The 22921-nt window shown below is 74.4% G+C and carries 18 protein-coding genes; 6 read left to right on the plus strand and 12 right to left on the minus strand.

Annotation, left to right across the window (positions count from 1 at the left end; genetic code table 11):
• The first annotated feature begins 260 nt into the window (after nucleotides 1-260).
• Together AB0H83_RS02460 and AB0H83_RS02465 are read left to right on the plus strand one after the other, a co-directional pair.
• A complete protein-coding gene (locus tag AB0H83_RS02460; protein ID WP_360085604.1) occupies nucleotides 261-1454 on the plus strand; it encodes a coenzyme F420-0:L-glutamate ligase in 1194 nt (397 codons plus the stop codon).
• Nucleotides 1451-1999, plus strand: coding sequence for an NUDIX domain-containing protein (locus AB0H83_RS02465; RefSeq protein WP_360085607.1), 549 nt, complete (start codon nucleotides 1451-1453; stop codon nucleotides 1997-1999). Before AB0H83_RS02460 ends, AB0H83_RS02465 begins: the two co-directional genes overlap by 4 nt.
• A gap of 476 nt (nucleotides 2000-2475) precedes the next feature.
• On the opposite strand, the gene AB0H83_RS02470 is transcribed toward AB0H83_RS02465, so the two are convergent.
• The 3 genes from AB0H83_RS02470 to AB0H83_RS02480 form a co-directional block, all read right to left on the minus strand.
• Nucleotides 2476-3573 (minus strand): sugar phosphate nucleotidyltransferase, encoded by a 1098-nt coding sequence (locus AB0H83_RS02470; RefSeq protein WP_360085610.1) that lies wholly within the window; start codon nucleotides 3571-3573, stop codon nucleotides 2476-2478.
• Nucleotides 3574-3764: 191 nt separating this feature from the next.
• Nucleotides 3765-4910, minus strand: coding sequence for a glycosyltransferase family 1 protein (locus AB0H83_RS02475; RefSeq protein WP_360085613.1), 1146 nt, complete (start codon nucleotides 4908-4910; stop codon nucleotides 3765-3767).
• A gap of 126 nt (nucleotides 4911-5036) precedes the next feature.
• A complete protein-coding gene (locus tag AB0H83_RS02480; protein WP_360085616.1) occupies nucleotides 5037-7064 on the minus strand; it encodes an FG-GAP-like repeat-containing protein in 2028 nt (675 codons plus the stop codon).
• A gap of 71 nt (nucleotides 7065-7135) precedes the next feature.
• On the opposite strand from AB0H83_RS02480, the gene AB0H83_RS02485 reads away from it, so the two are divergent.
• Nucleotides 7136-7876 carry a TIGR03089 family protein gene (locus AB0H83_RS02485; RefSeq protein ID WP_360085619.1) on the plus strand — a complete coding sequence of 247 codons (741 nt, stop codon included), beginning with the start codon at nucleotides 7136-7138 and terminating at the stop codon, nucleotides 7874-7876.
• On the opposite strand, the gene AB0H83_RS02490 is transcribed toward AB0H83_RS02485, so the two are convergent.
• On the minus strand, nucleotides 7866-9800 hold the full coding sequence (locus AB0H83_RS02490; RefSeq protein ID WP_360085622.1) for an acetoacetate--CoA ligase: 1935 nt from the start codon (nucleotides 9798-9800) through the stop codon (nucleotides 7866-7868). The two genes, AB0H83_RS02485 and AB0H83_RS02490, sit on opposite strands and share 11 nt — an antisense overlap.
• Nucleotides 9801-9899: 99 nt before the next feature.
• Between AB0H83_RS02490 and AB0H83_RS02495 the strand changes: the two genes are divergently transcribed.
• On the plus strand, nucleotides 9900-10385 hold the full coding sequence (locus AB0H83_RS02495; RefSeq protein WP_360085625.1) for a TspO/MBR family protein: 486 nt from the start codon (nucleotides 9900-9902) through the stop codon (nucleotides 10383-10385).
• A gap of 35 nt (nucleotides 10386-10420) precedes the next feature.
• Here the strand turns inward: AB0H83_RS02495 and AB0H83_RS02500 are convergent, their stop codons facing one another.
• Complete coding sequence (locus AB0H83_RS02500) at nucleotides 10421-10921, minus strand: hotdog domain-containing protein (RefSeq protein ID WP_360085628.1); 501 nt, start codon at nucleotides 10919-10921, stop codon at nucleotides 10421-10423.
• A 24-nt stretch (nucleotides 10922-10945) separates the two neighbouring features.
• Between AB0H83_RS02500 and AB0H83_RS02505 the strand changes: the two genes are divergently transcribed.
• Together AB0H83_RS02505 and AB0H83_RS02510 are read left to right on the plus strand one after the other, a co-directional pair.
• Nucleotides 10946-13804, plus strand: a complete 2859-nt coding sequence (locus AB0H83_RS02505; RefSeq protein ID WP_360085631.1) for a hypothetical protein — start codon at nucleotides 10946-10948, stop codon at nucleotides 13802-13804.
• 201 nt (nucleotides 13805-14005) lie between these two features.
• Nucleotides 14006-15604: an ABC-F family ATP-binding cassette domain-containing protein gene (locus AB0H83_RS02510; RefSeq protein WP_360085634.1), complete on the plus strand. Its 1599-nt coding sequence runs from the start codon at nucleotides 14006-14008 to the stop codon at nucleotides 15602-15604.
• Between the two features lie 289 nt (nucleotides 15605-15893).
• Here AB0H83_RS02510 and AB0H83_RS02515 read toward each other — a convergent pair whose 3' ends face one another.
• The 7 genes from AB0H83_RS02515 to AB0H83_RS02545 form a co-directional block, all read right to left on the minus strand.
• Nucleotides 15894-16733, minus strand: a complete 840-nt coding sequence (locus tag AB0H83_RS02515; RefSeq protein WP_360085637.1) for a hypothetical protein — start codon at nucleotides 16731-16733, stop codon at nucleotides 15894-15896.
• Between the two features lie 205 nt (nucleotides 16734-16938).
• A complete protein-coding gene (locus tag AB0H83_RS02520) occupies nucleotides 16939-18537 on the minus strand; it encodes a hypothetical protein (RefSeq protein WP_360085640.1) in 1599 nt (532 codons plus the stop codon).
• Complete coding sequence (locus tag AB0H83_RS02525) at nucleotides 18534-19451, minus strand: ABC transporter ATP-binding protein (protein ID WP_360085643.1); 918 nt, start codon at nucleotides 19449-19451, stop codon at nucleotides 18534-18536. The genes AB0H83_RS02520 and AB0H83_RS02525 overlap by 4 nt, the downstream gene beginning before the upstream one ends.
• Nucleotides 19448-20284, minus strand: coding sequence for a hypothetical protein (locus tag AB0H83_RS02530; RefSeq protein ID WP_360085646.1), 837 nt, complete (start codon nucleotides 20282-20284; stop codon nucleotides 19448-19450). Before AB0H83_RS02530 ends, AB0H83_RS02525 begins: the two co-directional genes overlap by 4 nt.
• Before the next feature lie 85 nt (nucleotides 20285-20369).
• The gene (locus AB0H83_RS02535; RefSeq protein WP_360085649.1) at nucleotides 20370-20912 is read right to left on the minus strand and encodes an RNA polymerase sigma factor; all 543 of its coding nucleotides are present in this window, start codon (nucleotides 20910-20912) and stop codon (nucleotides 20370-20372) included.
• A gap of 51 nt (nucleotides 20913-20963) precedes the next feature.
• Nucleotides 20964-22451, minus strand: a complete 1488-nt coding sequence (locus AB0H83_RS02540; RefSeq protein WP_360085652.1) for a glycoside hydrolase family 76 protein — start codon at nucleotides 22449-22451, stop codon at nucleotides 20964-20966.
• Between the two features lie 55 nt (nucleotides 22452-22506).
• The gene (locus AB0H83_RS02545) at nucleotides 22507-22890 is read right to left on the minus strand and encodes a hypothetical protein (protein ID WP_360085655.1); all 384 of its coding nucleotides are present in this window, start codon (nucleotides 22888-22890) and stop codon (nucleotides 22507-22509) included.
• Nucleotides 22891-22921 lie beyond the last annotated feature (31 nt).

The raw sequence follows: 22921 nt of genomic DNA on the forward strand, positions 1-22921 counted from the left end.
GCCCGCAGCGCAGCGGAGGGCTGCGAATCAGCAGCTCAGGGTGGAGCTCAGGCCGACACCGGAGCGCAGCGGAGGTGGCGGCATGAGCGGCCCGCAGCGCAGCGGAGGGCTGCGAATCAGCAGCTCAGGGTGGAGCTCAGGCCGACACCGGAGCGCAGCGGAGGTGGCGGCATGAGCGGCCCGCAGCGCAGCGGAGGGCTGCGAATCAGCAGCTCAGGGTGGAGCTCAGGCCGACACCGGAGCGCAGCGGAGGTGGCGGCATGAGCGGTTCGGAGGTCGGCGTGGACGGTTCCGTGGTTCGGGCCGGTGGCGGCTCGGGCGCGGTGCCGACGGTCGGGTTCGAGGTGCGGCCGGTGCTGGGCATCGGCGAGGTGCGGCCCGGCGACGACCTGGCGGCGCTGATCACGGCCGCCGCGCCGTGGCTGGCCGACGGGGACATCCTCGTCATCACCAGCAAGGTGGTCAGCAAGGCGGAGGGCCGCCTCGTCGACGTGCCGCTCGACGAGCCGGCGCGCGAGGCCGCCCGCGAGGCGGTGCTGCGGGCCGAGACGGCCAGGGTAGTCGCCCGCCGGGGCGCGACGCAGATCGTGCAGACGCACCACGGGTTCGTGCTGGCGTCCGCCGGGATCGACGCGTCCAATGTGGAGCCGACCCGGCTCGTGCTGCTGCCCAAGGACCCCGACGCCTCGGCCCGCTGGCTGCGCGACGAGCTGCGCGAGCGCTTCGGCCTGCGGGTGGCGGTCGTCGTCACCGACACCATGGGCCGCCCCTGGCGGATGGGCCTGACCGACGTCGCCATCGGCGCGGCGGGCATCGACGCCGTGACCGACTACCGTGGCGTGCTCGACGTGCACGGCAACGAGCTGCAGCTCACCCAGATGGCCGTGATCGACGAGATCGCCGCCGCCGCCGACCTGGCCAAGGGCAAGACCGGCCAGGTGCCGGTTGCGGTCGTGCGCGGCCTGCCCGTCCGCCCCGACGGCCACGGCGCCGGCGCCGCCGCCCTGATCCGCGGCGCCGACGCCGACCTGTTCTCCCTGGGCACCGCCGAGGCGGTCGCCAAGGGTCTGCGCGCAGCGGCCGCGATCCGCGACAGCCCGCCGGTCGAGTTCCCCGAGCTGCCCCTGGGCGTCCTTCCGGCGGACGCCGCCGCGGCCGACGCCGCCGCGGCCGACGCCGCCGCGGCCGACGCCGCCGCGGCGGGCGGTGCTGCGGCGGGCGGTGGGGCGGCGGGTGAGCGGGTGTTGCTGGTCTGGGCGCCGGCCGGTGACCTGCGGCGGGCGGCCGAGGCCGGTATGGAGGTGCAGCGGATCAGGGCCGGGCTCGCCGCCGACGGGGTGGCTTCAGGGTGGCTGGAGGTGGATCAGGTCGACCTTTCCGGGGTCGTCGTGCCGGAAGGGGGCGTGCCCCTCGGTGTGCTCGTCGTCGGGCGCGGTAGCCTGCCGTCACTATGACGACGCTGCACGATGACGCACTCGCGGTGCTGACCCAGTGGAAGGCTCCCACGCAGGAGGCCGAGGAGACCCGGCGGCGGTTCATCGAGTTCGTCCTCCGGGACCCGTCGACGATGTGGCGGGAGCACCCCGGCGCCCACGTCACGGCGAGCGCCCTGGTCGTCGACTCGACCGCGGAGCGGGTCCTGCTGTGCCTGCACGGGCGGATCAAGCGCTGGGTCCAGCTCGGTGGGCACTGCGAGCCCGGCGACACGACGGTGGCGGCGGCCGCGTTGCGGGAGGCGACCGAGGAGTCGGGGATCGCCGGCCTGCGGATCAGCGAGGCGCCGATCGACCTCGACGTGCACCACGTCCAGTGCGCGGGCGTGCCGTCGTTGCACTACGACATCCGGTATGCGGCCATCGCCCCCGCCGGCGCGGTCGAGACCGTGAGCAGCGAGTCGTCGGCGCTGGGCTGGTTCGCCCCCGACGACCTGCCGACGCCCCTGGCCGGCGCCACCGAGCCACTCGTCGCGCCGGCGCTGGCCTGGGCCCGCAGCAGCTGACCCGGCCGCGCCGGAGTCCGCCCAGCCACACACCCCGGGCTTCGCGCGACTCTGCCCGGCCACCGAAAACCCGGCCGGCCACAAACCCCCGCGCTTGGCGCGACTCCCGGCCCAGCCGCCAAATCCCGGCCGGCCACAAACCCCCGCGCTTGGCGCGACTCCCGGCCCAGCCGCCAAATCCCGGCCGGCCACAAACCCGCTCAGCCGCCGGAACCGGTCAGCCCGCCCGTAACCGGTTCAGCCATCGAAACCCGCTCAGCCTGCCCGAAACCTGCCGGAACCCGGAACCTGTTGAAGCCGCCGGCGCCGCAGAGTCGGGTCACGCGGCGTTGCCAGCCGAGCCGACCGGAGCACCAGAACTCGCCGGCGCGGCACAACCCGGTGGATCCCTGCTACCCGGTGGATCCCTGGCGTGCCAGCCCCACCGATCGACCGGGTAGTGCGCTGCCGCGTGGCGGACGGCAGCGCACCAAAGGTCACAGAAGCTCTACGGAGCCGCGCTCCTTCAGGCTGTCCACGAGCTTCTTCACGTCCTGGGCCCGGGAACGGGGGCAGACCAGCAGCGCGTCGGGGGTGTCGACGATGATCAGGTCGCTGACGCCGACCGCGGCGACGAGGCGGCCCGACTGCGGGACGACCACGACGCGCTCGGCGTCCTGCATGAGCACGCCGGTCTGGGCGGCCGGGTCGAGGTTCACGACCACGTTGCCCGCGGTGTCGGTCTCGAGGAGCTCGCCGAGGGTGTGGAAGTCGCCGACGTCGTTCCAGCCGAACTGGCCGGGGACGGTGCCGACGAGGCCGGCGACGCCGGCGCCCTCCATGACGCCGAAGTCGACGGAGATCTTGGTCAGGTTGGGCCAGATCTCGGCGAGGGTCTCTTCGCGGTCGGGGGTGTCCCAGGCCTCGGCGATACGGATGAGGCCGTCGTGCAGGGAGGGCTGCTGGCGGGCGAGCTCGTCGAGGAAGACGTCGACCCGCCAGACGAACATGCCGGCGTTCCACAGGTACTCGCCGGACTCGACGTACGCCTGGGCGAGGGGCAGCGCGGGCTTCTCCTCGAACGACGCGACCTTGCAGATCTCGCCGGTGCCGGTCGGCTCGCCCACGTGGAGGTAGCCGTAGCCGGTCTCGGGGTGGGTCGGGGTGATGCCGATGGTCATGAGCAGGCCGTCCTCGGCGCCGCGGATGGCCTCGCGCAGTACCTCGGTGAACGCCGGCACGTCGCGGACCAGCTGGTCGGCGGCGAAGGCGCCCATGACGGCGTGCGGGTCGCGCCGGGCGATGACCGCCGCGGCGAGGCCGATCGCGGCGCACGAGTCGCGGGGTGTCGGCTCGACGAGGATGTTGCCCTCGGGGAGGCCGGGGAGCTGCCGGGCCACGGCCGCCGCGTGCGCCACGCCGGTGACCACGAACGTCGTCGCCGGCGTCGCGAGGTCGCTCAGGCGCCCGTACGTCGCCTGGAGCAGCGACAACGGCGTGCCGGTGAGCGCGTGGAGAAACTTCGGATGACCGGCTCGCGACAACGGCCAGAGCCGCGTGCCACTGCCTCCTGCTGGGATGACCGCGTAGAACACAGCCCCATCATGCCCAGGCGAGGACGCATTAGAGCAACTCGACGGTGTCATGTCCATTACCAAAATCGCCTGACGGGATTTCAGAAGGTGACACCGGGCGACGAAGCTCGCCGCCCGGCCGCGCAGGCGCGGGCGGCGATGCGCACCTGCACTCGCAGGCCGGCCGCGCACGCCCAGGCAGCGTGGTGCACCTACATCCGCGGGCCGGCCGCTCTCGCCCAGGCGGCAAGGTGCACCTCAGCGCTGGACTCCCAGGTGAACTCCTTGGCGCGGGCGGCGCCGGCCTTGGCCAGGGCGTTGCGGCGCTCGTCGTCGTCGAGCAGCGCGGCGAGGTCGCGGGCGATCTCGTCGGTGCCGGGGCCGGTGTAGGCCACGGCGTCCCCGCCGACCTCGGGCAGCGACAGGCGCGGCGTGGTGAGCACGGGCGCGCCGCAGGCCATGGCCTCCAGGATGGGCAGGCCGAAGCCCTCGCCGAAGGACGGGTACGCCGCGACGACGGCACCGCCGAGGAAGCCGGGCAGGTCCGCGTAGCGCAGGTAGCCGGGGCGCAGCAGCCGCAGGTGGCTGGGCACCTCGCTGAGGGCGCCGTCGATCTCGTCGTCGTGACCCTGGCCACCGGCGATGACGAGCGCCGGCGGGTCGGGCCGGTCGCGGACGGCGGAGATCCAGCCGCGGATGAGGCTGGGCACGTTCTTGCGGGGCTCCTTCGCGCCGAGGAAGGCGATGTACTCGGTCGTGCCCAGCCCGAGCCGGGCCCGGACGCGGGCCTTCTCGTCCTCGCTCGGCGCGTGAAACGCGTCGGGGTCGACCCCGTGGTAGGCCACGTCGATGCGGGTCGGATCGGCGTCCAGCAGGCGGATCAACTCGTCGCGGGTGGCCTTGCTGGGCACGATCACCCGGCTGGCGCGGCGCAGCGACGTCTTGATCGCCGAGCGGAAGAAGGTGCGGCGGGACTTGTCGTAGTGCTCCGGCTCGGTGAAGAAGGTGGCGTCGTGGACGGTGACGGTCACCGGGCAGCCGGCGCGCAGCGGGCAGGTGTAGAACGGCGAGTGCAGCACCTGGGCGCCGACCTGCTGGGCGAGCATCGGCAGGCCGGTCTGCTCCCAGGCGAGGCGGGCCGGGCGGTGCGCCGCGGCGGCCGGTGCGGCCATGATCCGGGCTCCGGGCAGTAACCGTCCGTAACGCTCGGCGTCGGTGCGCTGACAGACCACGGCGAGGTCCGCGTCGAGCGCGGCCAAGGCGCCGAGCAGCCCGTCGACATAACGCCCAACACCGCCTCGGTCGGCTGGGACACTCGTGGCGTCGACTAGCACGCGGGGCGGACGGCCGGGGGTCACTGGGCGTCTCCTTCGAACACTCGCGGACTCGATCACTCGCGGACTCGATACGTCAGGCAAAGCCTACGCCCGATCCTCGGGTGATCGATGTCCACGACGCGACTCGCGATCGAGGAAACCGAGGATTCAGCTCAGCGGCATCGGGATGTCGCCCTGTGCGCCCACGTCGTAACCGCCCGCGCCGCGGATGTCGTACCGGCCGTCGTGGAACACCGCCGGGTCGGCCCGGCCGTCGCCGTCGTACTGCGCGACGACCGGACGCACGGTGGGGCCTGCGGCGCCGAAACGGACGGCGGGCTGGCCGTCGATGGTGAACTGCTGGCTGGCCGGGGACCAGGTCGCCGGCTCGACGATGCCGTCGCCGTCATAGTCGGCAGGGGCGGCGAACTCGCCGGGCCCGCCGATCTTGAACTCGCGCAGCGCCTTGATCGCCCACAGCCCCGTCGACGGGCGCCAGATCGCGACCTCGGCCCGCCCGTCACCGGTGTAGTCGGCCGGGACGGGCACGTCGCCGGGCTGGCCCAGCACCACCTCGCCGGCGCCCTTGATGTACCAGACCCCCGTCGCCGGACGGAAGACGGCCAGCTCGGCGGTGCCGTCGCCGTCGAAGTCGGCGGGGGCGGGCAGATCGCCGGGCAGGCCCCACTGGACGGTTCTACGGCCCTCGCCGGACAGCAGCATGCTCCAGTTGCCGGTCACGGGTGACCAGGTCGCGACGTCCGCCCTGCCGTCGCCGTTGTAGTCGGCGGCGACCGGGATCTCGTTCGGGGCGCTGGTGAACACGGGTTCGGGCACGCCCTGTAGGCGCACGGTGCCGTCGGCCGGCCGGTACACCGCCAGCAGGGTGCGCACGACCTCCGGCTTGACCATGTCGCCGGTCAGCGCGCCGGCCCGCTCGCGGATCCAGGGCAGCGCGGCAACGCCCTTGTCACCGGGGCACTCGGTCCGGTTGGTCTGCCGGTGCGGGAAGACGCGGGGCGCCGTGACGGTGGTGCCGGTCGGGTACCGCGACGTCGACCCGCCGCCGGTGAGGCTGACGGTGCCGCGCGGGTCGATCGCCTGCCGCAGTGAAAGTTTCCACGCGGTGTACTGCGCGGTGGCCTCCTGGACGACCTGCGGCACGTTCACCGTGCGGAAGTCTCCGATCATCGCCACGCCCGCGGTGCCGGTGTTGAACCCGCCGGCCTGCGCGCCGACGACGGGCCGGGACAGCCCGCCGGAGCGGCCCTCCCACAGCCGGCCGAAGCGGTCGACGAGCACGTTGTAGCCGATGTCGCCCCAGCCGCGGCTGACCGTCTGGTACTGGTAGATCGAGCGGAGGATCTTCGGAACGTCCTCCGGGCTGTAGTCGTTGCCGGTGGCGGTGTGGTGCAGCGCGACGGCCTTCACGTACTGGGCGTACTGCGGCTGCCAGTTCATCTGCTGCTCGTTGGCGCCCCAGGCGGCGCGGCGCAGGATGGCCGGCATGAAGGGCCGCAGCCCGACGAGCTGACTCTCCGTGACCGGCGGGGCCGGCGGGGTCTGTGCCGCGTCGCCGGGCGCGTCCGTGGGGTCGATGAGGTCGGCGGTGATGTCGTGCGGCGCGGGCCCGCCGGTGGTGGTGACGGCCAGCTGGACACCGTCGGCCTTGCCGGTCCAGACGAGGTCGGCGCCGCCGCGCTGCTGCCGGCCGGGGGCGAGGTCGCGGTCCGCCTCGCCGGTGTCGGCGGTACGCCAGGCGCTCCAGCCGCCGCCGGGGACGTGGTGGCGCACGGCGACGGTGACGGTGCCGACCCGGCCGACCTCCCGCCAGGTGACGCCGACGGCGCTGAACGGCCCGGTGGACTGCCGGGTGACCGACAGCGTGCGGACCTTCTTGGCGCGCCGGTACCGCTCGGTGACGCTGGACGGCGCGGCCTCCGGCAGGCCCGCACGGGCGGCCACGCCGGGGGCCGGCTTCTCGAAGCTGCCCAGCGGGATCCGGGTCACCTGCGGGGTGACGCCGGCGCCGCCGGGCGCCGTGGCGGCGGGGTTGGCCCACCGGAGCGGCTCGGTGAGGTTCTCCGGCGGCGGCAGGAACGGGATGCGCGGGTCGGCCGTGGCACCGCCGGTGCTGAGCAGGGCGACGGCGATGCCGACGACGACGACCAGTTTGAGCCGACGGTATCGTCGCATTGCCCATACCCCCATCGCACACCACAGAGCTACGCCCGATTGGAGATGCTATGGGAGGATTTTCCGGCCATATGGGAAATACAGTTCCTTCACTCTTTGCGGGAATTGTCGGAAGTGACCCGTCACTTCCGCTGCTGACCTTCTATGACGACGCCACCGGTGAACGGGCCGAGCTGTCCGGCGCGACGCTGGGCAACTGGGTCGCCAAGACCGCGAACCTGCTGGTCGACGGCTGTGGCCTGGGCCCCGGCGACACCGCCGGGGTCTGGCTCCCGCCGCACTGGCAGACCGCGGCGGTGCTGCTCGGCGCCTGGTCGGCGGGGGTCACCGTCGCGTACGGCGAGCCGAGCGCGGCCGGCACCGACGTCGAGTTCGCGTCGCTGCGGGCGGTCGAGGCGGGCGTGCCGGTCGGCCCCGCGGACCGGTTCGTGCTCGGGCTGGCGCCGATGGGCATGCCGCTGCGCGAGGTCCCGGCCGGCTGGGCCGACTACGTCGCCTCGGCCCGCCAGCACGGCGACCACTTCCCCGGCGCCCCGGTCACCGCGGACACCGGCGCGCTGGTGGAGACCGACGGCTCGCTCGACGGCCACGCCGCCCTGCTGGTGCGCGCCCGAGCCCGCGCGGCCGAGCTCGGCATCACCGGCGGCCGGGTGCTCATCGACGCCGACGTCTACCCGTACCCGCTGGACTGGCTGCTCGCGCCGCTGGCCGCCGGGGCGAGCGTGGTGCTCAGCGTGCACACCGACCTGTCGAAGCTGCCCGCGCGGGCAGCCTCCGAGCAGGCCGGGCACACCGTCGGCCCTACCGTTTAGCCAGCCGGACCGCCTCGAAGTAGCGCAGCGACTCCGGGTTGGCCAGCGCGCCCTTCGCGGCGGCCTGGTCCACGGGCGTGCCGGTGAGGATCCGCTTCACCGGCACCTCCAGCTTCTTGCCCGACAGCGTCCGCGGCACCGCGTCGACCTGGAACACCTGGTCGGGCACGTGCCGCGGGGACAGCGCCGTGCGCAGCTCCCGGGCGATCAGGGCGCGCAGCGCGTCGTCGAGCGTCAGCCCCGGCCGCAGCACCACGAACAGCAGCAGCTCCCCCGCGCCGCCCTCAGGGTCCTCGAGGTGTACGACCACCGAGTCGACCACCGCGTCGAGGGCCTCCACCACGGAGTAGAACTCGCTGGTGCCGAGCCGCACGCCGCCCCGGTTGAGGGTCGCGTCGGAGCGGCCGGTGATCACGCAGGCGCCGGTCTCGTCGATGGTGATCCAGTCGCCGTGCCGCCACACGCCGGGGTACGTGCCGAAATACGCGTCGGCGTACCGGGAACCGTCGGTGTCGCCCCAGAAGCCGACCGGCATGCTCGGCATCGGCGCGGTGATGACCAGCTCACCGAGCTCACCGATGACCGGGGTGCCGTCGGCGGCGTACGCCTCGACCCGCGCGCCGAGCGCCCGGCAGGCGATCTCACCGGCGCGGACCGGCAGCAGCGGCACCCCGCCGACGAACGCCGTGCACACGTCGGTCCCGCCGGACGCGGAGGCGAGCAGCACCCGGTCGGAGACGGCCTCGTACACCCACTCGAAGCCCTCCGGCGGCAGCGGCGCGCCGGTCGAGCCCACCCCGCGCAGCGCCGACAGGTCGGCCAGCTCCTTCGGTACGATGCCGACTTTGCGGCAGGACAGCAGGAACGGCGCCGACGTGCCGAAGTAGGTGGTCCCCGACTCGGCCGCGACCCGCCACAGCCAGCCCAGGTCGGGGTGGGCCGGGTTGCCGTCGACGAGGACGACCGCGGCGCCGACCGCCGGGCCGGACACCAGGTAGTTCCACATCATCCAGCCGGTGGTGGTGAACCAGAAGAACCGGTCGCCGGGGCCGAGGTCGTGGTGCAGCGCCAGCATCTTGAGGTGTTCGAGCAGGATGCCGCCGTGGCCGTGCACGATCGGCTTCGGCAAGCCCGTGGTGCCGGAGGAGTACAGCACGTAGAGCGGGTGGCCGAACGGTACCGGCGCGAAGGTCAGCGGCTCGTCGGTGTCGTCCCACACCTCGCCGGCCCCGTGCAGGTACGGGATCTCGACGAACGCCTCCAGCGACGGCAGCGCCTCCCGGATCGCCGCGACCTCGGCGCGCCGGTCGACGGCCTTGTCGCCGTAGCGGTACCCGTCGACGGCCACCAGGATCTTCGGCTCGATCTGCTGCCACCGGTCGACCACCGACCGGGTGCCGAACTCGGGCGCGCAGCTGGAGAAGACCGCGCCGAGGGCTGCGGTGGCGAGCATGAGCACGAACGTCTCGGGGATGTTGGGCGCGTACGCCGCGACCCGGTCGCCCTGCGTGACCCCGAGCCGTCGCAGCGTCGCCTGCGCCCGGCGGACCTGCTCACGCAGTTCGGCGGCGCTCAGCGTGACGGGCGGGCGGGTCTGCGAGTACGCCAGCACGACCGGCTCGGCGTCGGCGACACCCGGCATCCGCAGCACATGCTCGGCGTAGTTGAGGCGGGCGCCGGGGAACCAGTCGGCGCCGGGCATCCGCGCCTCGGGCAGTGCCGCGACCGGCGGCTCGTGCGAGACGACCTCGAAGTGGTCCCAGATCGCCTGCCAGAACACTGCGGGCTGGTCGACCGACCACTGCCACAGGTCCTGGTACCCATCGAACTCCAGCCCCCGCTCGCTGGACAGCCACCCCAGGAAGGCACCGATGCGGGTGCGGTCGCGGACGTCTGCCGGGGGGTGCCACAGTTCCTTCGCCATCCGACCATCTTCCTGTAGGCCCGAACGATCGCTCAGTGTGGGTCGCCGACATCTGCTGCCGGGTTTCCGTGTGGCCGCACGCGGGTACCCGAAGCCGACATGACGCTGTCGTTGCCGCACCACCACCGCCCGCAGTGGATCGGACTGGCCGGGTTCGGTGCCGCCGCCGCGGCCGCCGCCCTGATCGGCGGGCTCGGCGTCGCTGGGACCGCCGATGAGTACAACGCCCTGACCCAGCCGTCGTGGGCGCCGCCGTCCTGGCTGTTCGGGCCGGTCTGGACCGTCCTGTACTGCTGCATCGCCGTCTCCGGCTGGCTGGCGTGGCGGCGCTCCGGATGGAACACAGCCCTCACCGTCTACGCCGCCCAGCTGGCGCTCAACGCCGTCTGGACGCCGCTGTTCTTCGGTGCCGGCCTGCGCGGCCTCGCGCTGGCCGACATCGTCGCCCTGTGGGTGCTGATCTGCGTGAACGTCGTGCTGTTCTGGCGCCTGTCACGCGCGGCGGCGGTACTGCTGCTGCCCTACTGGGCGTGGGTCACGTTCGCCACCGCGCTCAACGCCTCGGTGTGGTGGCTGAACCGGTAGCACCCTTCGCCTTCATGAGCGGTCGTCTGCGGCGGCTACTTCTGGCGGTGGCGCTGGATGGCGTCGCGGCGGGACAGGCGGTGCGCGCGGCGGATCTCGGCCTCCCGCCAGCGACCCTCGTTCTCCGGCGAGTCGGGCACGACCGGCGGCACCTGCCGGGGCTTGCCTTCGGCGTCGACCGCGACGAACACCAGGTATGCGGTCGCCACGACGACCGGGTCCGCGACCTCGTCCCAGCGCTGCGCCACCAGCCGGACCCCGACCTCCATGGACGTCGACCCGGTCCAGTTGACCTGCGCGTACGCGTGGACCAGATCACCGACCCGCAGCGGCTCCAGGAACACGATCTCGTCGATCGCCACCGTGACCGCGGTGCCGCCCGCGTGCCGCGCCGCGGCCGCACCCGCCACGTCATCGACGAACTTCATGATCACGCCACCGTGGACCGTCCCGTACAGGTTGACGTCCACGACGGTCATGATCCGGCTCAGCGTGACCCGCGAATACGCGGTCGGTCGGCCAGTGTGCTCCTGCATGACACAGACGGTACGGTGCGAACCATGCGACACGTGGGAAGCCTGATCGCGGGGATGCTGATCGCCCCGATCGCGTGGCTGCTGATCGCCCTCGGGCAGCAGAAATCCACCGAAACGGTGGCCAAGTGGGTCGAGCGGGGCGCCTTCGACAGCGTCGACCTCATCGCGCCCGCCGCCTACCTGCTGGGCGCCGGCCTCATCATCGGTCTCATCGCCACCCTGCGCATCTCCCCGGTCGGCCCGATCGTGGCCGGCCTGGCGCTGCTGGGCCTCTACGTGAGCCTCTTCATCGACCCGCTGGGCGCCCTCGACGGCCTGCCCGCGGACTACAAGCTCGCCGGCCTCACCATCAACCTGCAGCTGCCCATCGTGAACGGCACCACCGCCGTGCTCGGCCTGGCCCTGCTGGTCGCCGCCGCGAGCGTCAAACGCTGGCGCGCCTGGCCGGCCGCCGCCCCGGTGATCGTCACCGGCGGCGAGCCGCTCGACCCGCACGAGTTCCCGCTCGGCCAGGGCCCGAAGGCGCCGCCGCAGGTCGCACCCCGCACCGGTCACGCACCGGCGACCGCCGAGTTCTCGTCCCCGGCCGGCGCGACGTCGGTCCTGCCGTCGTACGGCGCTGGTCCCGGCGCTCCCGGTGCCACGTCGGTGCTGCCGCCGTACGGGTCGGCTCCGGGCGCAGGGTCCGGTCCCGGGATGCCCACCGACGCGACGCAGCCGGTGCCGATGCCGCCGCAGTCCCGGTCCGCGTCGGGCTACCCACCGCCGGTGACCTCCGCGCCGCCTGCCTCTTCCGCGCCGCCTGTCTCTTCGCCGCCGGTGTCGTCTGCGCCGCCTTCCTATGCGGCGCCCGCTTCCTACGCGGCGCCGGTCTCGTCGGCTCCGCCCGTGTCGTCGGCGCCGCCGTCGTTCGCGAAGCCGGTGGCCTCTGCGCCGCCGGTCGCATCCGGGCCACCTTCCTATGCGGCACCGGTTTCTGCGCCGCCGCCGGTTTCGTCCGCGCCGCCGGCCGGGCCCGTGTCGGGTCCCGGCTCCGGCTTCGGTGCGCAGCCGCCCGCGGCGGGCCGCCCTGGTCAGCAGGGTGGACCGGCACCGGTCTCGGCACCCGCCAGCAGCACCGCCCCACCGGCGTGGCTGACGCCCGACTCGACCGCCGCACAGCCTCCGGTCGCGCAGCCACCTGCCGCCCAGCCGCCGGCCGCGCAGTCCCCCGCCGCGCCGTCTTTCGGGCAGCCGGCCGCGCCCGCTGCCGGTGCGCCCGCTGCCGCGACGCCGCCCGGGCCCTTCCCGCCGTCGCTCGGCGGGCGGGGTGGTCCGCCGCCCGCTCCCGCGCCGCAGGCTCCCGCCGCGCCGCCTGGGCCGTTCCCGCCGGGTGGGGCGCCGGGGTCCGGTGCGCAGTTCCGGCCGACTGGGACCGGGGGTGGGCAGGCGCCGCCGTTCGCTCCGCCGGGGGCCCGTCCCGCGTCCGCCCCGCCGGCTTCGCAGCCCGGGGTGCCCGGGCAGCCCGCGTCCGCACCGCCGGCGCCGCAGGCCGGGCAGCCCGCGTCGGCACCGCAGTTCGCAGCACCCGGATCCGGGCTGGCGTCCGCGCCACCGGCACCGCAGTTCGCGGCGCCCGGGTCCGGTCCGGCGTCGGCACCGCCTGCGCCGCCGTTCCCGCCACCGCCGGCGGCACCGCAGTTCACCGGGCCTGCGGCCGGTCATCCGTCCGCGCCGCCGGCGCCACCATTCGCGCCTCCCACGGGTGCGCCGCAGTTCACCGGGCCCGCGTCCGGTCCTGCGTCCGCACCGCCGTTCGCGCCGCCTGCCGTTGCGCAGTCGGCGCCGCCCGCGCCGCAGTCCGCTCCGCCGGCACCGCACTCCGCACCGCCCGCACCGCACTCCGCGCCGCACTCCGCACCGCCCGCGCCGCACTCCGCACCGCCAGCGGCGACGGCTCCTCAGTCTGCCCCGCCTGGGCAGGGGTTCGGGGGGCAGGACGTGCCGCCGTTGCGGGCGGCCGGGACCGGGGCACCGGCGGCGACGCCGTGGTCGGGGGCGCCCGGTGGGCTGGTCGCCGGGGCCGCCGAGCAGGGCGACGAGCTGCCGACCCGGCCGTTGACGCAGCCGACGTCGCCGCCCGCGCCGTACGGCGGGGGCACCAGCGGTCCGTTGCTTCCCTCGTCCGAGTCCGTGGCGCCCGCGTCGGACGTTCCGCAGACCAGGTACGGGCGGCCCGCCATGAGCGAGGCGGCCACCGAACAGTTCGCCGCGCAACCGCCGGCCGCCGCCCAGCCGCCGGCCGCACCCCCTGCGCCCGCCCAGCCGCCGGCCGGTAGCGGTGCGCCGTTGCCGTCGCGGGCGGCGCGGACCGAGGTGGTGCGGGAGACGTCGATCCTGGCGGGGCCGTCGTTCGACGGGTTCGCCACCGGGCGGCGCGGGGTGCGGGAGGAGGAGACCGAGGCGTTCCACCCCGGGCGACAGGCTCCGGTGCCGTCCCGCCCCCGCCACGCGGCGCCGAGCGAGACCGGTGAGCACCCGATCGTCGACGGCCCCGCGGAGGGTCCGACGACCCGGTTCATGCCGATGCGGGCCACCGACCCGATCGAGGAACCCGCCGCGGACCAGCAGGCGACGACCCGGATCGGGCCCGTCGACCCGGACGTGACCACGCGGCTCGGCGCGCCCAGCGCCGCTGAGCAGGCGGAGCGCCGGGCGGCGTTCGCGCGCGGCGAGGCGGAGCGGCGGGCCAACGCCCAGGCCGACCTCGACCGGCTCGCCGCCGAACGAGCCGCCGACGAAGCCGCTGACCGAGCCGCCGGCAACGCCCCCGGCACAGTCGGCAGCAGCGGCGACGAGCCGCCGACGTCGCCTTGGTCCGCGCCGCCGCGCGACCGCAGCTGATCCGACCAGCCGCACCCGAAGGGCCGTCACCTTGTTGGTGGCGGCTCTTTTGGTCGTACCGGCGAAGAAAATCGCTGGAAGAGGACTGCGGCGACCAGGGATGATGGTCGGCGTGTGATTCGAGGGACGTGTCGAACCGCCTGACCGGGATGCCGGCCGGGCACTGTTCCCGTCCGCTCTCACACCCGTTGCGAGGCTCTCGTGCTACGTGCTGTCTCCCTGTCCAAGCATTACGACGCCGAGCTGCTGTTCGAAGGCGTCGACCTCACCCTGAACGCCGGTGACCGGCTGGGGCTCGTCGGGCCCAACGGTGCCGGCAAGACCACGCTGCTGCGGGTGCTGACCGGTGCCGAGCGGCCGACCGGCGGGCACGTCGCGCTCGCGCCGGGGCGGCGGATCGGGTACTTCGCTCAGCAGGTACCGGATCCGGGGCTTTCTGTTCTTGAGTTCCTGGCCGACGGCGAGGTCGAACGGCTCGCCCGGCGGATGCGCGAGCTCGAGGCCCGCCTGGCGGACGACCTGACGGTGCTCGATGAGTACGGGCGGATCCAGGACCGCTGGACGGCCCTGGAAGGCTGGAAGGCTCAACAGCGGCGCGCCGAGGTCCGCGACCGGCTCGACATCGCGCACCTGCCCGACGACCTGCCGCTGCGCGACGTCAGCGGCGGCGAGCAGGCCCGGCTGATGCTGGCGCGGGTCCTGCTGTCGACCCCTGACGTGCTGATCCTCGACGAGCCGACGAACCACCTCGACGCCGCCGGCACCGCGTGGCTCGGGGAGTTCCTCGCGGGGTTCCGCGGCGCGGTCCTCGTCGTCACCCACGACCGGGCGTTCCTCGACCGGACCGTGACACGCATCGTCGAGCTCGACGGCATCCACCCGCGGCCGCAGTGGTACGAGGGCGGCTACACCGACTACCGTGCCGAGAAGACCCGCCGCTGGCAGAAGCTCCTGCTCGACCACGAGGCGCAGGAGAAGTTCCGCCGGCGTCTGGAGGCCGACATCGCGACCACGAAGGACCAGGCCCGGGGCGTCGAGGAGTCGGTACGCTCAGGTCTCGGCTCCGACCGGCTCCGGCGGTACGCGAAGAAGGTCGCCAAGAAGGCCAAGGCCCGCGAGCGGCGGCTGACCCGGCAGCTGACGTCGGCTCGCTGGATCGCCGAGCCGGAGACCCGCCCGCCGCTGACGCTCGCGTTCCCGCCGACCGGCGACGCCAGCGTCATGACCGCCCGCGGCCTCACCGTGAAGCTCGGCGCCCGCCGCATCCTCGACGACGTCGACCTGGACGTCCGCGGCCGCATCCTGGTCACCGGCCCCAACGGCGCCGGCAAGACCACGCTGCTGCGCGTCCTGTCCGGCCAGCTCCCTCCTGACGCGGGCACGGTCACCACCACCCACGAGGTCGCCGTGCTCCCCCAGACCCACGACGACCTGCGCGGCGACGACCGCACGGTGCTGGCCTACTTCCGTTCCAGGGTTCCGGTGTACGTCGACGACGCCGAATCCCTCCTCGCCGCGCACCTGTTCGGCCCGGACGAGTGGGACCGCCGCCTGCGCGATCTCAGCGCCGGTGAGCTGCGCCGCCTGCTGCTCGCCGTCATCGTCAACACCGGCGCCGAGATCCTCTTCCTCGACGAGCCCACCAACTACCTCGACTTCGAGGCCATCGACGTCGTCGAGGAGGCACTGCGGGCGTACCACGGCACCCTGGTGATGATCACGCACGATGCGTACTTCGCGCGGAACGTGGGCTTCGACCAGCGCTGGGAGATGACCACCGGCCACGTCACGGCGTTGTGAGGGGCGAGCGTGCCTGCTCCGGCGCGGGGCTGCGGGTCGGCGCGTCGATCGGGGGCGAGTGGCGGGTCGGCGCGTCGGCCGGTGCGGGTGACGGTTGGCGCGTCGGCCGGTTCGACGTGGCGGATGGGCGCATCGGCCGGTGGGGCGCATCGGCCGGTGGGACGTGGCGGGTTGGTGTGTCGGGCGTTGTCGCCGGTGGCCGGAGGAACGCCGGCGTGACTGGAATGGGTGGGCCCGTGGAGCCTGTGCGCTGACTGGGGCGGTGAAGACGGCGGGCCGTGGGGCCGGTTCAGGCGCTGGAGCCAGCAACGTCGCCGATGCTGGTGGACCTGGTCGAGCTGACGGCGGTGTCGAAAGTGGCACGGTTGCTCGCGGTGCGGAAGGCAGGGAGGCCAGCGCCAGAGGCGATGTCTGAGCCGGAGGGCGAACCGCAGTGCGGACCAGCAGGCGGGACGGCGGGCGGGACGGCGGGCGGGACGGCCGGGTCCTTCGGGCGGCGCAGGGTCGGGGGCAGGACGGCGAGGGCGGTCGTGGCGGCGAGGCAGGCCGCGAGCAGGAAGGTCAGACGGACGTGGGCGGCGTCCCACTGAGGGCTGGCCACCGGCACGAACACGACCACGCGGCGCGGGACGAAAGCCAAGGCGGCGAGGACGGCCAGCGCGCCGGGTGCCGCGGCCGGGCTGACGATGCCGCGGGGGGTGAACCGCCAGGTGGCGACGGCGGCGGTGATGGCGACCGCGGCGAACGTCGCGGCTTCGAGGGTCAGGCCGGGCAGCGGGAGGTGGTCGGCGGTGCCGGCCTCGGCGCCGACGCGGGTGATGGCGACGGCGGCGGCCCACCAGGTGGCGGTGGCGGCGACGGCGGTCAGGGCGCGCAGTGCGATGCCGCGCCAGGCGGGGGTGGGGGCGGTCGCGGTGGTCGGCTTCGCGGGATCGTCGAACAGAAACGCCAGGCCGATGGCGGCGCACGCCGCGCCGAGGCGGAACAGGACGGCCAGGTTGTCGGGGCTGAGCTCGACCGTCATCACGGCCGGCACGGTGACGATCGCCAGGCCGGTCGCCATCGCGCCGAGGACGGGCGTCTTGCGGGTCGACCGCAGCGTCGGCCACACGAAGGCGAGGTGCCTCATGCGAGCTCCATCCGAGAGGGCGTCGATGTGGATGAACCGGGTCGGCACGCACCGGTTGCCCCGCCGGCGAACGGCACGGGAACGACGCGCGCCGCCGGCGCGGAAACGAGGCAAGCAGCGGGAGCAGCGACAGCACGAGCAGAGACGGCGCCAGCGACGAAGGACGCGCTGGAAAGCCGCGGGACAGCAGTCGCGGGCACGCGGGTCAGGAGGCGCATGTGGTGCGCTCCTCGAGTGGGGGTTCGGGGGCGATCGGCACGCCGAGCAGGGCGGCGAAGCGGTCCGCCGGGGTTGCCGGGTCGGTGAGCTGCGACCACTGGGCCGCGACCAGGGCGGCGACCTCCGCGGCCGGCCGGTGCAGGGCGGCGAGGGCCGGGGCGGCGTCGCGGTCGGGGACGCCCAGGCCCACGGAGGTGCTGGCGTCGGTGAGGGCGAGGGCGCCGGAGCTGGAGGCGTCCAGGCGGTGCAGGCCCTTGGCGGTGGCCGGGGTGGCCTGGCCGACGAGCCAGACGAGCAGGGCGCCGCGGGCACCGCAGACGGTGACGCCAGGGGTGAAGGAGCTGCCGGTCATGAGGCGCAGGGCCACGGCGGCGGCGAAGGTGGCCTCGGAGATGTCGTCGCCCCAGGTGGTGCCGACGGGCACGGCGGCGGGGGTGCCGGCGGCGGCCGCGGCCCGCTCCCATGCGGTGTCGCGGGCGTCCTCGACGGTGAGGCTGGTGACGCTTCCGCCGGTCGGGTAGCCGTAGGCCCAGACGCGCTGGCGGACGGTGAGCTGCGGGCCGGTGACGGCGGCGGCGGGGACGGCGCGGCGGACGCCCCGCACGACGGTGTCCCAGCCGGTGATCCAGGCGGTGAAGTCGTCGAAGGGGCAGTAGGTGACGTCGCCGCGGCGCTGGCAGGTCTGCAGGGCGGCGGGGTTGTCGGTGGCGGTGACGGCGGTGCGGCGCAGGGCGGGGTCGGTGCGGAACTGGGCGGCACCGGAGCCGGCGGTGAGCAGCACGGCGAGGGCGGCCGCGATGAGGACGCGACGGCCTCGGGCGCCGGAGCGGGCGACGGCGGCGACGACGAGCAGCGCGGTGAGCCCGGCCAGGTACGCGAGATGGCGCAGCGCCGGGCGGTCGACCACGTCGGCGGGCAGCGCGAACGGCAGGTCGGCGAACATCACCGGCAGCAGCAGCCGCAGGACGGCGTTGCCTCTGGCGGCGGTGACGAGGGCGACGAATGCGGCGACGGCGAACGCGAACATCGCCAGGGGCGCGACGACGGCGGAGCGCACCAGTTTCGCGAGCAGGACCCCGGCGGCGGCGAAGAGCAGCACGACGACGGGGATCGTGATCAGCTCGGCCGGGTCGGGGCGGCCGGCGGCGCCGGGCAGTAGGGCGAGGGCGCCGATGCGCGCCGAGACGACGGCGGCGACGACGGCCGCATACGGCAGCGCGGCGAGCATGAACGCCCCGGTCCGCCACGGGTCGGGCAGGACGAGGACCGAGTAGAGCGCGTCGGTGTGGTGGCGGTGTGCGCGCAGCGCGTTGAGGTTGGCCACGACGAGGGCGCCGCCGCCGAGCAGGAAGATGCCGGCCGTCTGCATGCCGACGGCCTTGTCGTGCAGCACCGGATAGCGGTCGGTGGTGCCGGTGGCCAGGTCGTAGACCCACGGGGCGACGAAGAGCAGCAGCGCCGCGACGGTCAGCGGGTGGTGCAGGAAACGCACCGCCTCCGCCCGGGCGAGGGCCAGCATCGCCCGGCGGCGCGACACGTGGACGGCGGCCGGCGTGGTGGCGCGGGCCGCGACGGCCGCCGTCACGAGGCACCGTCCAAGGTGGACGCGGTGGGCGTGGCGGTGAGGTCGACGAGCATGAGGTAGCCGTCCTCGATGGTGGGTGGCAGCAGCTCCGCGCCGGGCGGCGGGTCGCCGACGTGGCGGTGCAGGCCGGTGCCGGTACGCCAGGAGGCGAGGGCGCCGGGCTCGCGGGTGGCGCTGGTCCAGACCCGGCCGTCGGCGAGGCCGGCGAGGTCGGCCGGGGTGCCGCTGAAGCGCACGGTGCCGCGGTCGATGACGACGACCTGGCGGCACAGCGACATGACGTCCTCGGTCTGGTGGGTGGACAGCAGCACGGCCCGGTCCTCGCCGAGGTCGGCGAACAACTCGCGGAAGCGCATCCGCTGCTGCGGGTCGAGGCCGACGGTCGGCTCGTCGAGGATGAGCAGGTCGGGGTCGCCGACGAGGGCGGCGGCGAGCGCGACCCGCTGGCGCATGCCGCCGGACAGCGCCCGGATGCGGGTGCGGCGCTGGTCGTCGAGGCCCACGGCGGACAGGACCCGGCGGACCTCGGCGTGCCGGTCGCCGCGGTGGGTGAGCTCCTTGAGGATCGCGACGTAGTCGACGAACTCGAACGCGGTGAAGCCCAGGTGGAAACCGGGGTCCTGCGGCAGATACCCCAGGCGCCGGCGGACGGCGAGCCGGCCGGGCCCGGTCAGCGGGTCGTGGCCGAGGACGCGCAGCGAGCCGGCGTCGGGCGTGAGGGCCGTGGCGAGGATCCGCAGCAGGGTGGTCTTGCCCGCGCCGTTGGGGCCGAGCAGGCCGGTGACGCCGGTGCCGAGGGTGAGCGTGACGCCATCGAGGGCGGCCTTGCGCCCGTAGCGCAGGGTCAGGCCGTCGGCGCGCACGGCGGCGCCGGTGCTGTGCGGCCGGCGCGGTGCGGCGGCGTCGATGCTCATCGGAACCTCCTTGGGGTGGTGCGCGGGAACAGCCGGGTCGTGTCGAACGCCGCCGCCCGCCGGGCGAGGGCCGCGGCGGCGAGCAGCACGGCGACGGCGACGCCGGACTGGCCGGCGGCGGTGAACAGGGCGCCGGCCGCGGCGGCGACGAGGCAGATCCAGCCGGCGCCGACGGCGCAGGCGGCGACGACGGTGCCGAACCTCGGGGCGAGCAGCAGCGTGAGCACGGTCAGCGCGAGCGACGGCAGGAACCAGCCGGCGGCCCGGAACCCGGCGTCGGGCATGGCCAGGCTGGCCAGCGCGCACAGCACGGTGGTGGTGGAGACGACCGCGACGCACCGCAGCAGGAGCAGCCGGAAGGACTGGATCGGCGCGACAAGGGCCATCTCGTAGGTGGGGTCGATGCCTGGGCCGAACGACACGGCGACGCCGAGCAGCGGCAGCAGCGGCGCCGAGGCGAGGAACACCATCGGGTCGGCGAGCCGGGCGATCGTGGCGGTCATGGCGAGGGTCAGGGCGACCGCGACGAGCCAGGACAGGCGCAGCGCGTGGGTCGCGGCGAGCAGCCGGGCGGTGTGGTCGGGCACGCCGAGCAGCAACAGCAGCCGCTCGACCGGGCCAGGGACGGGCGCGTCGAGGGCCGCGTCGACGCGGGCCCAGCCGGCCTCGGCCAGCCGCGGGTCGGCGGCGGCGGTGAGCCGGTCGCGGCAGTCTGCGCAGGCGCCGAGGTGCGCCTCCGCCGACCACAGCAGCGGCCCGGCGAGGCCGCCGCCGGCGTAAGCGCGCAGGTCTTCGTCCTGGAGGTGCCAGGTGCCGGTGCGTCGCTGTCTCATGCCGTCACCTCCGCTGCGCTCCGGCGCCGGCCTGAGCTCCACCCTGAACTGCTGATTCGCAGCCCTCCGCTGCGCTCCGGGCCGCTCATGCCAGCTCCTGCCGTAGTTGCCGGCGGGCCCGCATCGCCCGCGTCTTGACCGTGCCGGGCGGGATGCCGAGCAGCACCGCGGCCTCGGCGGTGGTGAGCCCGTCCAGGACCGTGGCCTGCACGACGGCCCGCAGCTCCGGGGAGAGGCGGGCCAGGGCGCCGGCGAGGTCGCCGTGCTCGACGCCGCGCAGCACCTGCTCCTCTGCGGACGGCTCGTCGCGCCCGCGCAGCCGGGCGAGGAGCCGGCCGAGCCGGTGGCGGGCGCCGTGCCGCCGCAGCGCGTCGACGAGCCGGCGCGAGCCGATGCGCCACAGCCAGCCGGCGACGTCGCCCTCGGCGCGGTAGCGCGCGGCGCCGCCGTGCCACAGCTCGAGGAACGTCTCCTGGACGACGTCGTCGACCAGGGACTCGTCGGCACACCGGTACCGCAGCCGCAACGTCAGCCAGACGGCGTGCCGGCGATAGAACACCTCGAACGCCGCCCGGTCGCCGGTGGCGGCCAGGGCGAGCAGATCGGCGTCCTCAGGGGGTGGTCTCACACCTCATCATCGGATCTGACCCGCCGATCGGTTCACCCTCCCAAAAAACAACTACGGAGCGGCGTTGAGCAGATCCACCGCGCTGTGCTGGCAGCTGTGGTTGGTGGCGGTCCGCGGCCCGGCCCAGTGGCTGCCGTAGGCGTCGATCGTGTCGCGGTCGTTGAGGTACGCGCTGTCGGCGTTGCGCTGCAGGTAGCCCGCGTACGCGCCACCGGTCGCCGTGTTGAGCACGCCGAGCCCGCGGACCGCGGCACCCTTGAACGACACGCCGTCGCCGGCGCAGGTGTTGCTCTCGTTGGGCTCGCGCAGGATGCCGCCGGGCGACAGGTAGCCGCTGCCGACCAGCGCGTCCCCGATGCGCCGCGCGGTCGCGAGGGCCGCCGCGTCGCCGGTGAGCCGGTTGAGCTGGACCAGCGCGTTGATCAGCACGCCCTGGTTGTACGTCCAGGTGACCCCGCCGTTGTTCCGGCAGGTGCTGAGGCTGATGCCGTCGTTGACCAGGTTGGACCCGTTGAGCATGCCGGTGCCCTGGAACCAGGTCCAGGCCGCCTGGGCCCGCCCGCGGTAGACGGTGTCGCCCGGGATCCGCGCCGACAGGGCCGCGTTGAGCTGGATGTAGAGGCTGTTCTCGATGGCGTTCTTGTGCTGCCGGTCGGTCCTCCACCACACGCCGCCGCCGCAGCGGGTGGTGTCCCAGTAGGCGTACATGTGCTCGGCGCCGGCCCGGGCCGTGGCCAGGTACCGGCCGTCGCCGGTGACGTCGTAGGCGGCCACCCAGGCCAGCGCCCACCAGCCGGTGTCGTCGAGGTACTCGTTGCGGAACTGGCCGAGCCTGGCGTTGACCTGCTTGTCGTAGGTGGTGGCGATGGCGTGGCGGTAGCTGCCCATCCCCGAGCGCCGGATGTTGTCGATGATCGCGGTGAGCGCGTTGGCGCTGGTCCACCAGTCGTTGTTGCCGAACAGGCCGGTGCCGGGGTTGTACTGCATCATCAGGGCGGTGGCCGCGGCGGTGCGCCGGTCCCACGCGTTCCAGGTGCTACGGGCCCACGCGGTGCAGGTGATCTCGGGCCGGTCACCGGCCTTGCCGCAGGCGCGCAGCGCCCCGACGCCGTTGACGGCCCAGTGGTCGACGTTGAACTGCGCGGTGCGCCGGCTGGTGGCGCCGGCGGCGACGGTGGCCGCGCCGATGCGGCTGTCGGGCCAGGTGCGGCCGCCGTCGAAGGAGCGGTCCAGCCACACCTCGTCGCCCGCCTTGCCGTTGTCGAGGCTCGCCCAGGCCATGGCGTCGGTGTCGTTGACGTGCAGGGTGAAGCGCCGCCCGTACAGGGTGCTGGAGACCGGCTGCCGGTCCGACGGGGCGAGCGCGGCGTCGCGGCCGTCGCAGTAGCGGTTGCAGATCGTGGTGGCGGCGTCGGCGGCGGGCGCGGGGAGGGACACCACGGCGGCCAGGGCGAGCGCGGGCACGGCGAGCAGGCGCGGGGACACATTGCCCTCCCGGGGACGGGGAAGCGTGGCCCGGACCGCCATCCGGTTTTCCATCGACGATCCTCCACACAAGAGGTTCCGTCAACTCTTGACACAACCGGAGAGACGCTCAGGGGCCGCCCCAGCCGGGCGCGGTGTCCTCTTCGTCATCGACGACGAAGCCGGGACCGATCCGGTCGCGCAGCAGCTGCGGGTCGATCGGCTCCCACCGGGTGCCGCCGACCGCGCGCAGGTAGCTGAACCCCGCGCCCCACCAGCCCGGCTCGTACGCGACGACGTCGACCCGCTCGCCGACGAACCGCAGCCGCACCTGGTCGGCGACGACCCCGGCCTCGTCGTCGAGGTCGGAGCCGGCGACGGTCAGCAGGGCCAGCAGGCCGCCGTCGCCCTCCCGCCAGGCCCGCAGCCGGCCGCCGCGACGCATCTCGCCGCAGCCCGCCACGTGCACCGTGTAGGTGAAGCCGTCCTCGTCGTGCACCAACTCCGCAACCACGTCTATCGATGTTACCCGGAGTAGGGCCGCT

Source organism: Dactylosporangium sp. NPDC050688 (genome assembly GCF_040654515.1).
Classification (GTDB): Bacteria; Actinomycetota; Actinomycetes; order Mycobacteriales; family Micromonosporaceae; genus Dactylosporangium.

Coding starts and splice junctions, on each gene's coding strand:
- AB0H83_RS02460 (WP_360085604.1), top strand. CDS start 261: ATGAGCGGTTCGGAGGTCGGCGTGGACGGTTCCGTGGTTCGGGCCGGT.
- AB0H83_RS02465 (WP_360085607.1), top strand. CDS start 1,451: ATGACGACGCTGCACGATGACGCACTCGCGGTGCTGACCCAGTGGAAG.
- AB0H83_RS02480 (WP_360085616.1), bottom strand. CDS start 7,064: ATGCGACGATACCGTCGGCTCAAACTGGTCGTCGTCGTCGGCATCGCC.
- AB0H83_RS02485 (WP_360085619.1), top strand. CDS start 7,136: ATGGGAAATACAGTTCCTTCACTCTTTGCGGGAATTGTCGGAAGTGAC.
- AB0H83_RS02490 (WP_360085622.1), bottom strand. CDS start 9,800: ATGGCGAAGGAACTGTGGCACCCCCCGGCAGACGTCCGCGACCGCACC.
- AB0H83_RS02495 (WP_360085625.1), top strand. CDS start 9,900: ATGACGCTGTCGTTGCCGCACCACCACCGCCCGCAGTGGATCGGACTG.
- AB0H83_RS02500 (WP_360085628.1), bottom strand. CDS start 10,921: ATGCAGGAGCACACTGGCCGACCGACCGCGTATTCGCGGGTCACGCTG.
- AB0H83_RS02505 (WP_360085631.1), top strand. CDS start 10,946: ATGCGACACGTGGGAAGCCTGATCGCGGGGATGCTGATCGCCCCGATC.
- AB0H83_RS02515 (WP_360085637.1), bottom strand. CDS start 16,733: ATGAGGCACCTCGCCTTCGTGTGGCCGACGCTGCGGTCGACCCGCAAG.
- AB0H83_RS02525 (WP_360085643.1), bottom strand. CDS start 19,451: ATGAGCATCGACGCCGCCGCACCGCGCCGGCCGCACAGCACCGGCGCC.
- AB0H83_RS02530 (WP_360085646.1), bottom strand. CDS start 20,284: ATGAGACAGCGACGCACCGGCACCTGGCACCTCCAGGACGAAGACCTG.
- AB0H83_RS02540 (WP_360085652.1), bottom strand. CDS start 22,451: ATGGAAAACCGGATGGCGGTCCGGGCCACGCTTCCCCGTCCCCGGGAG.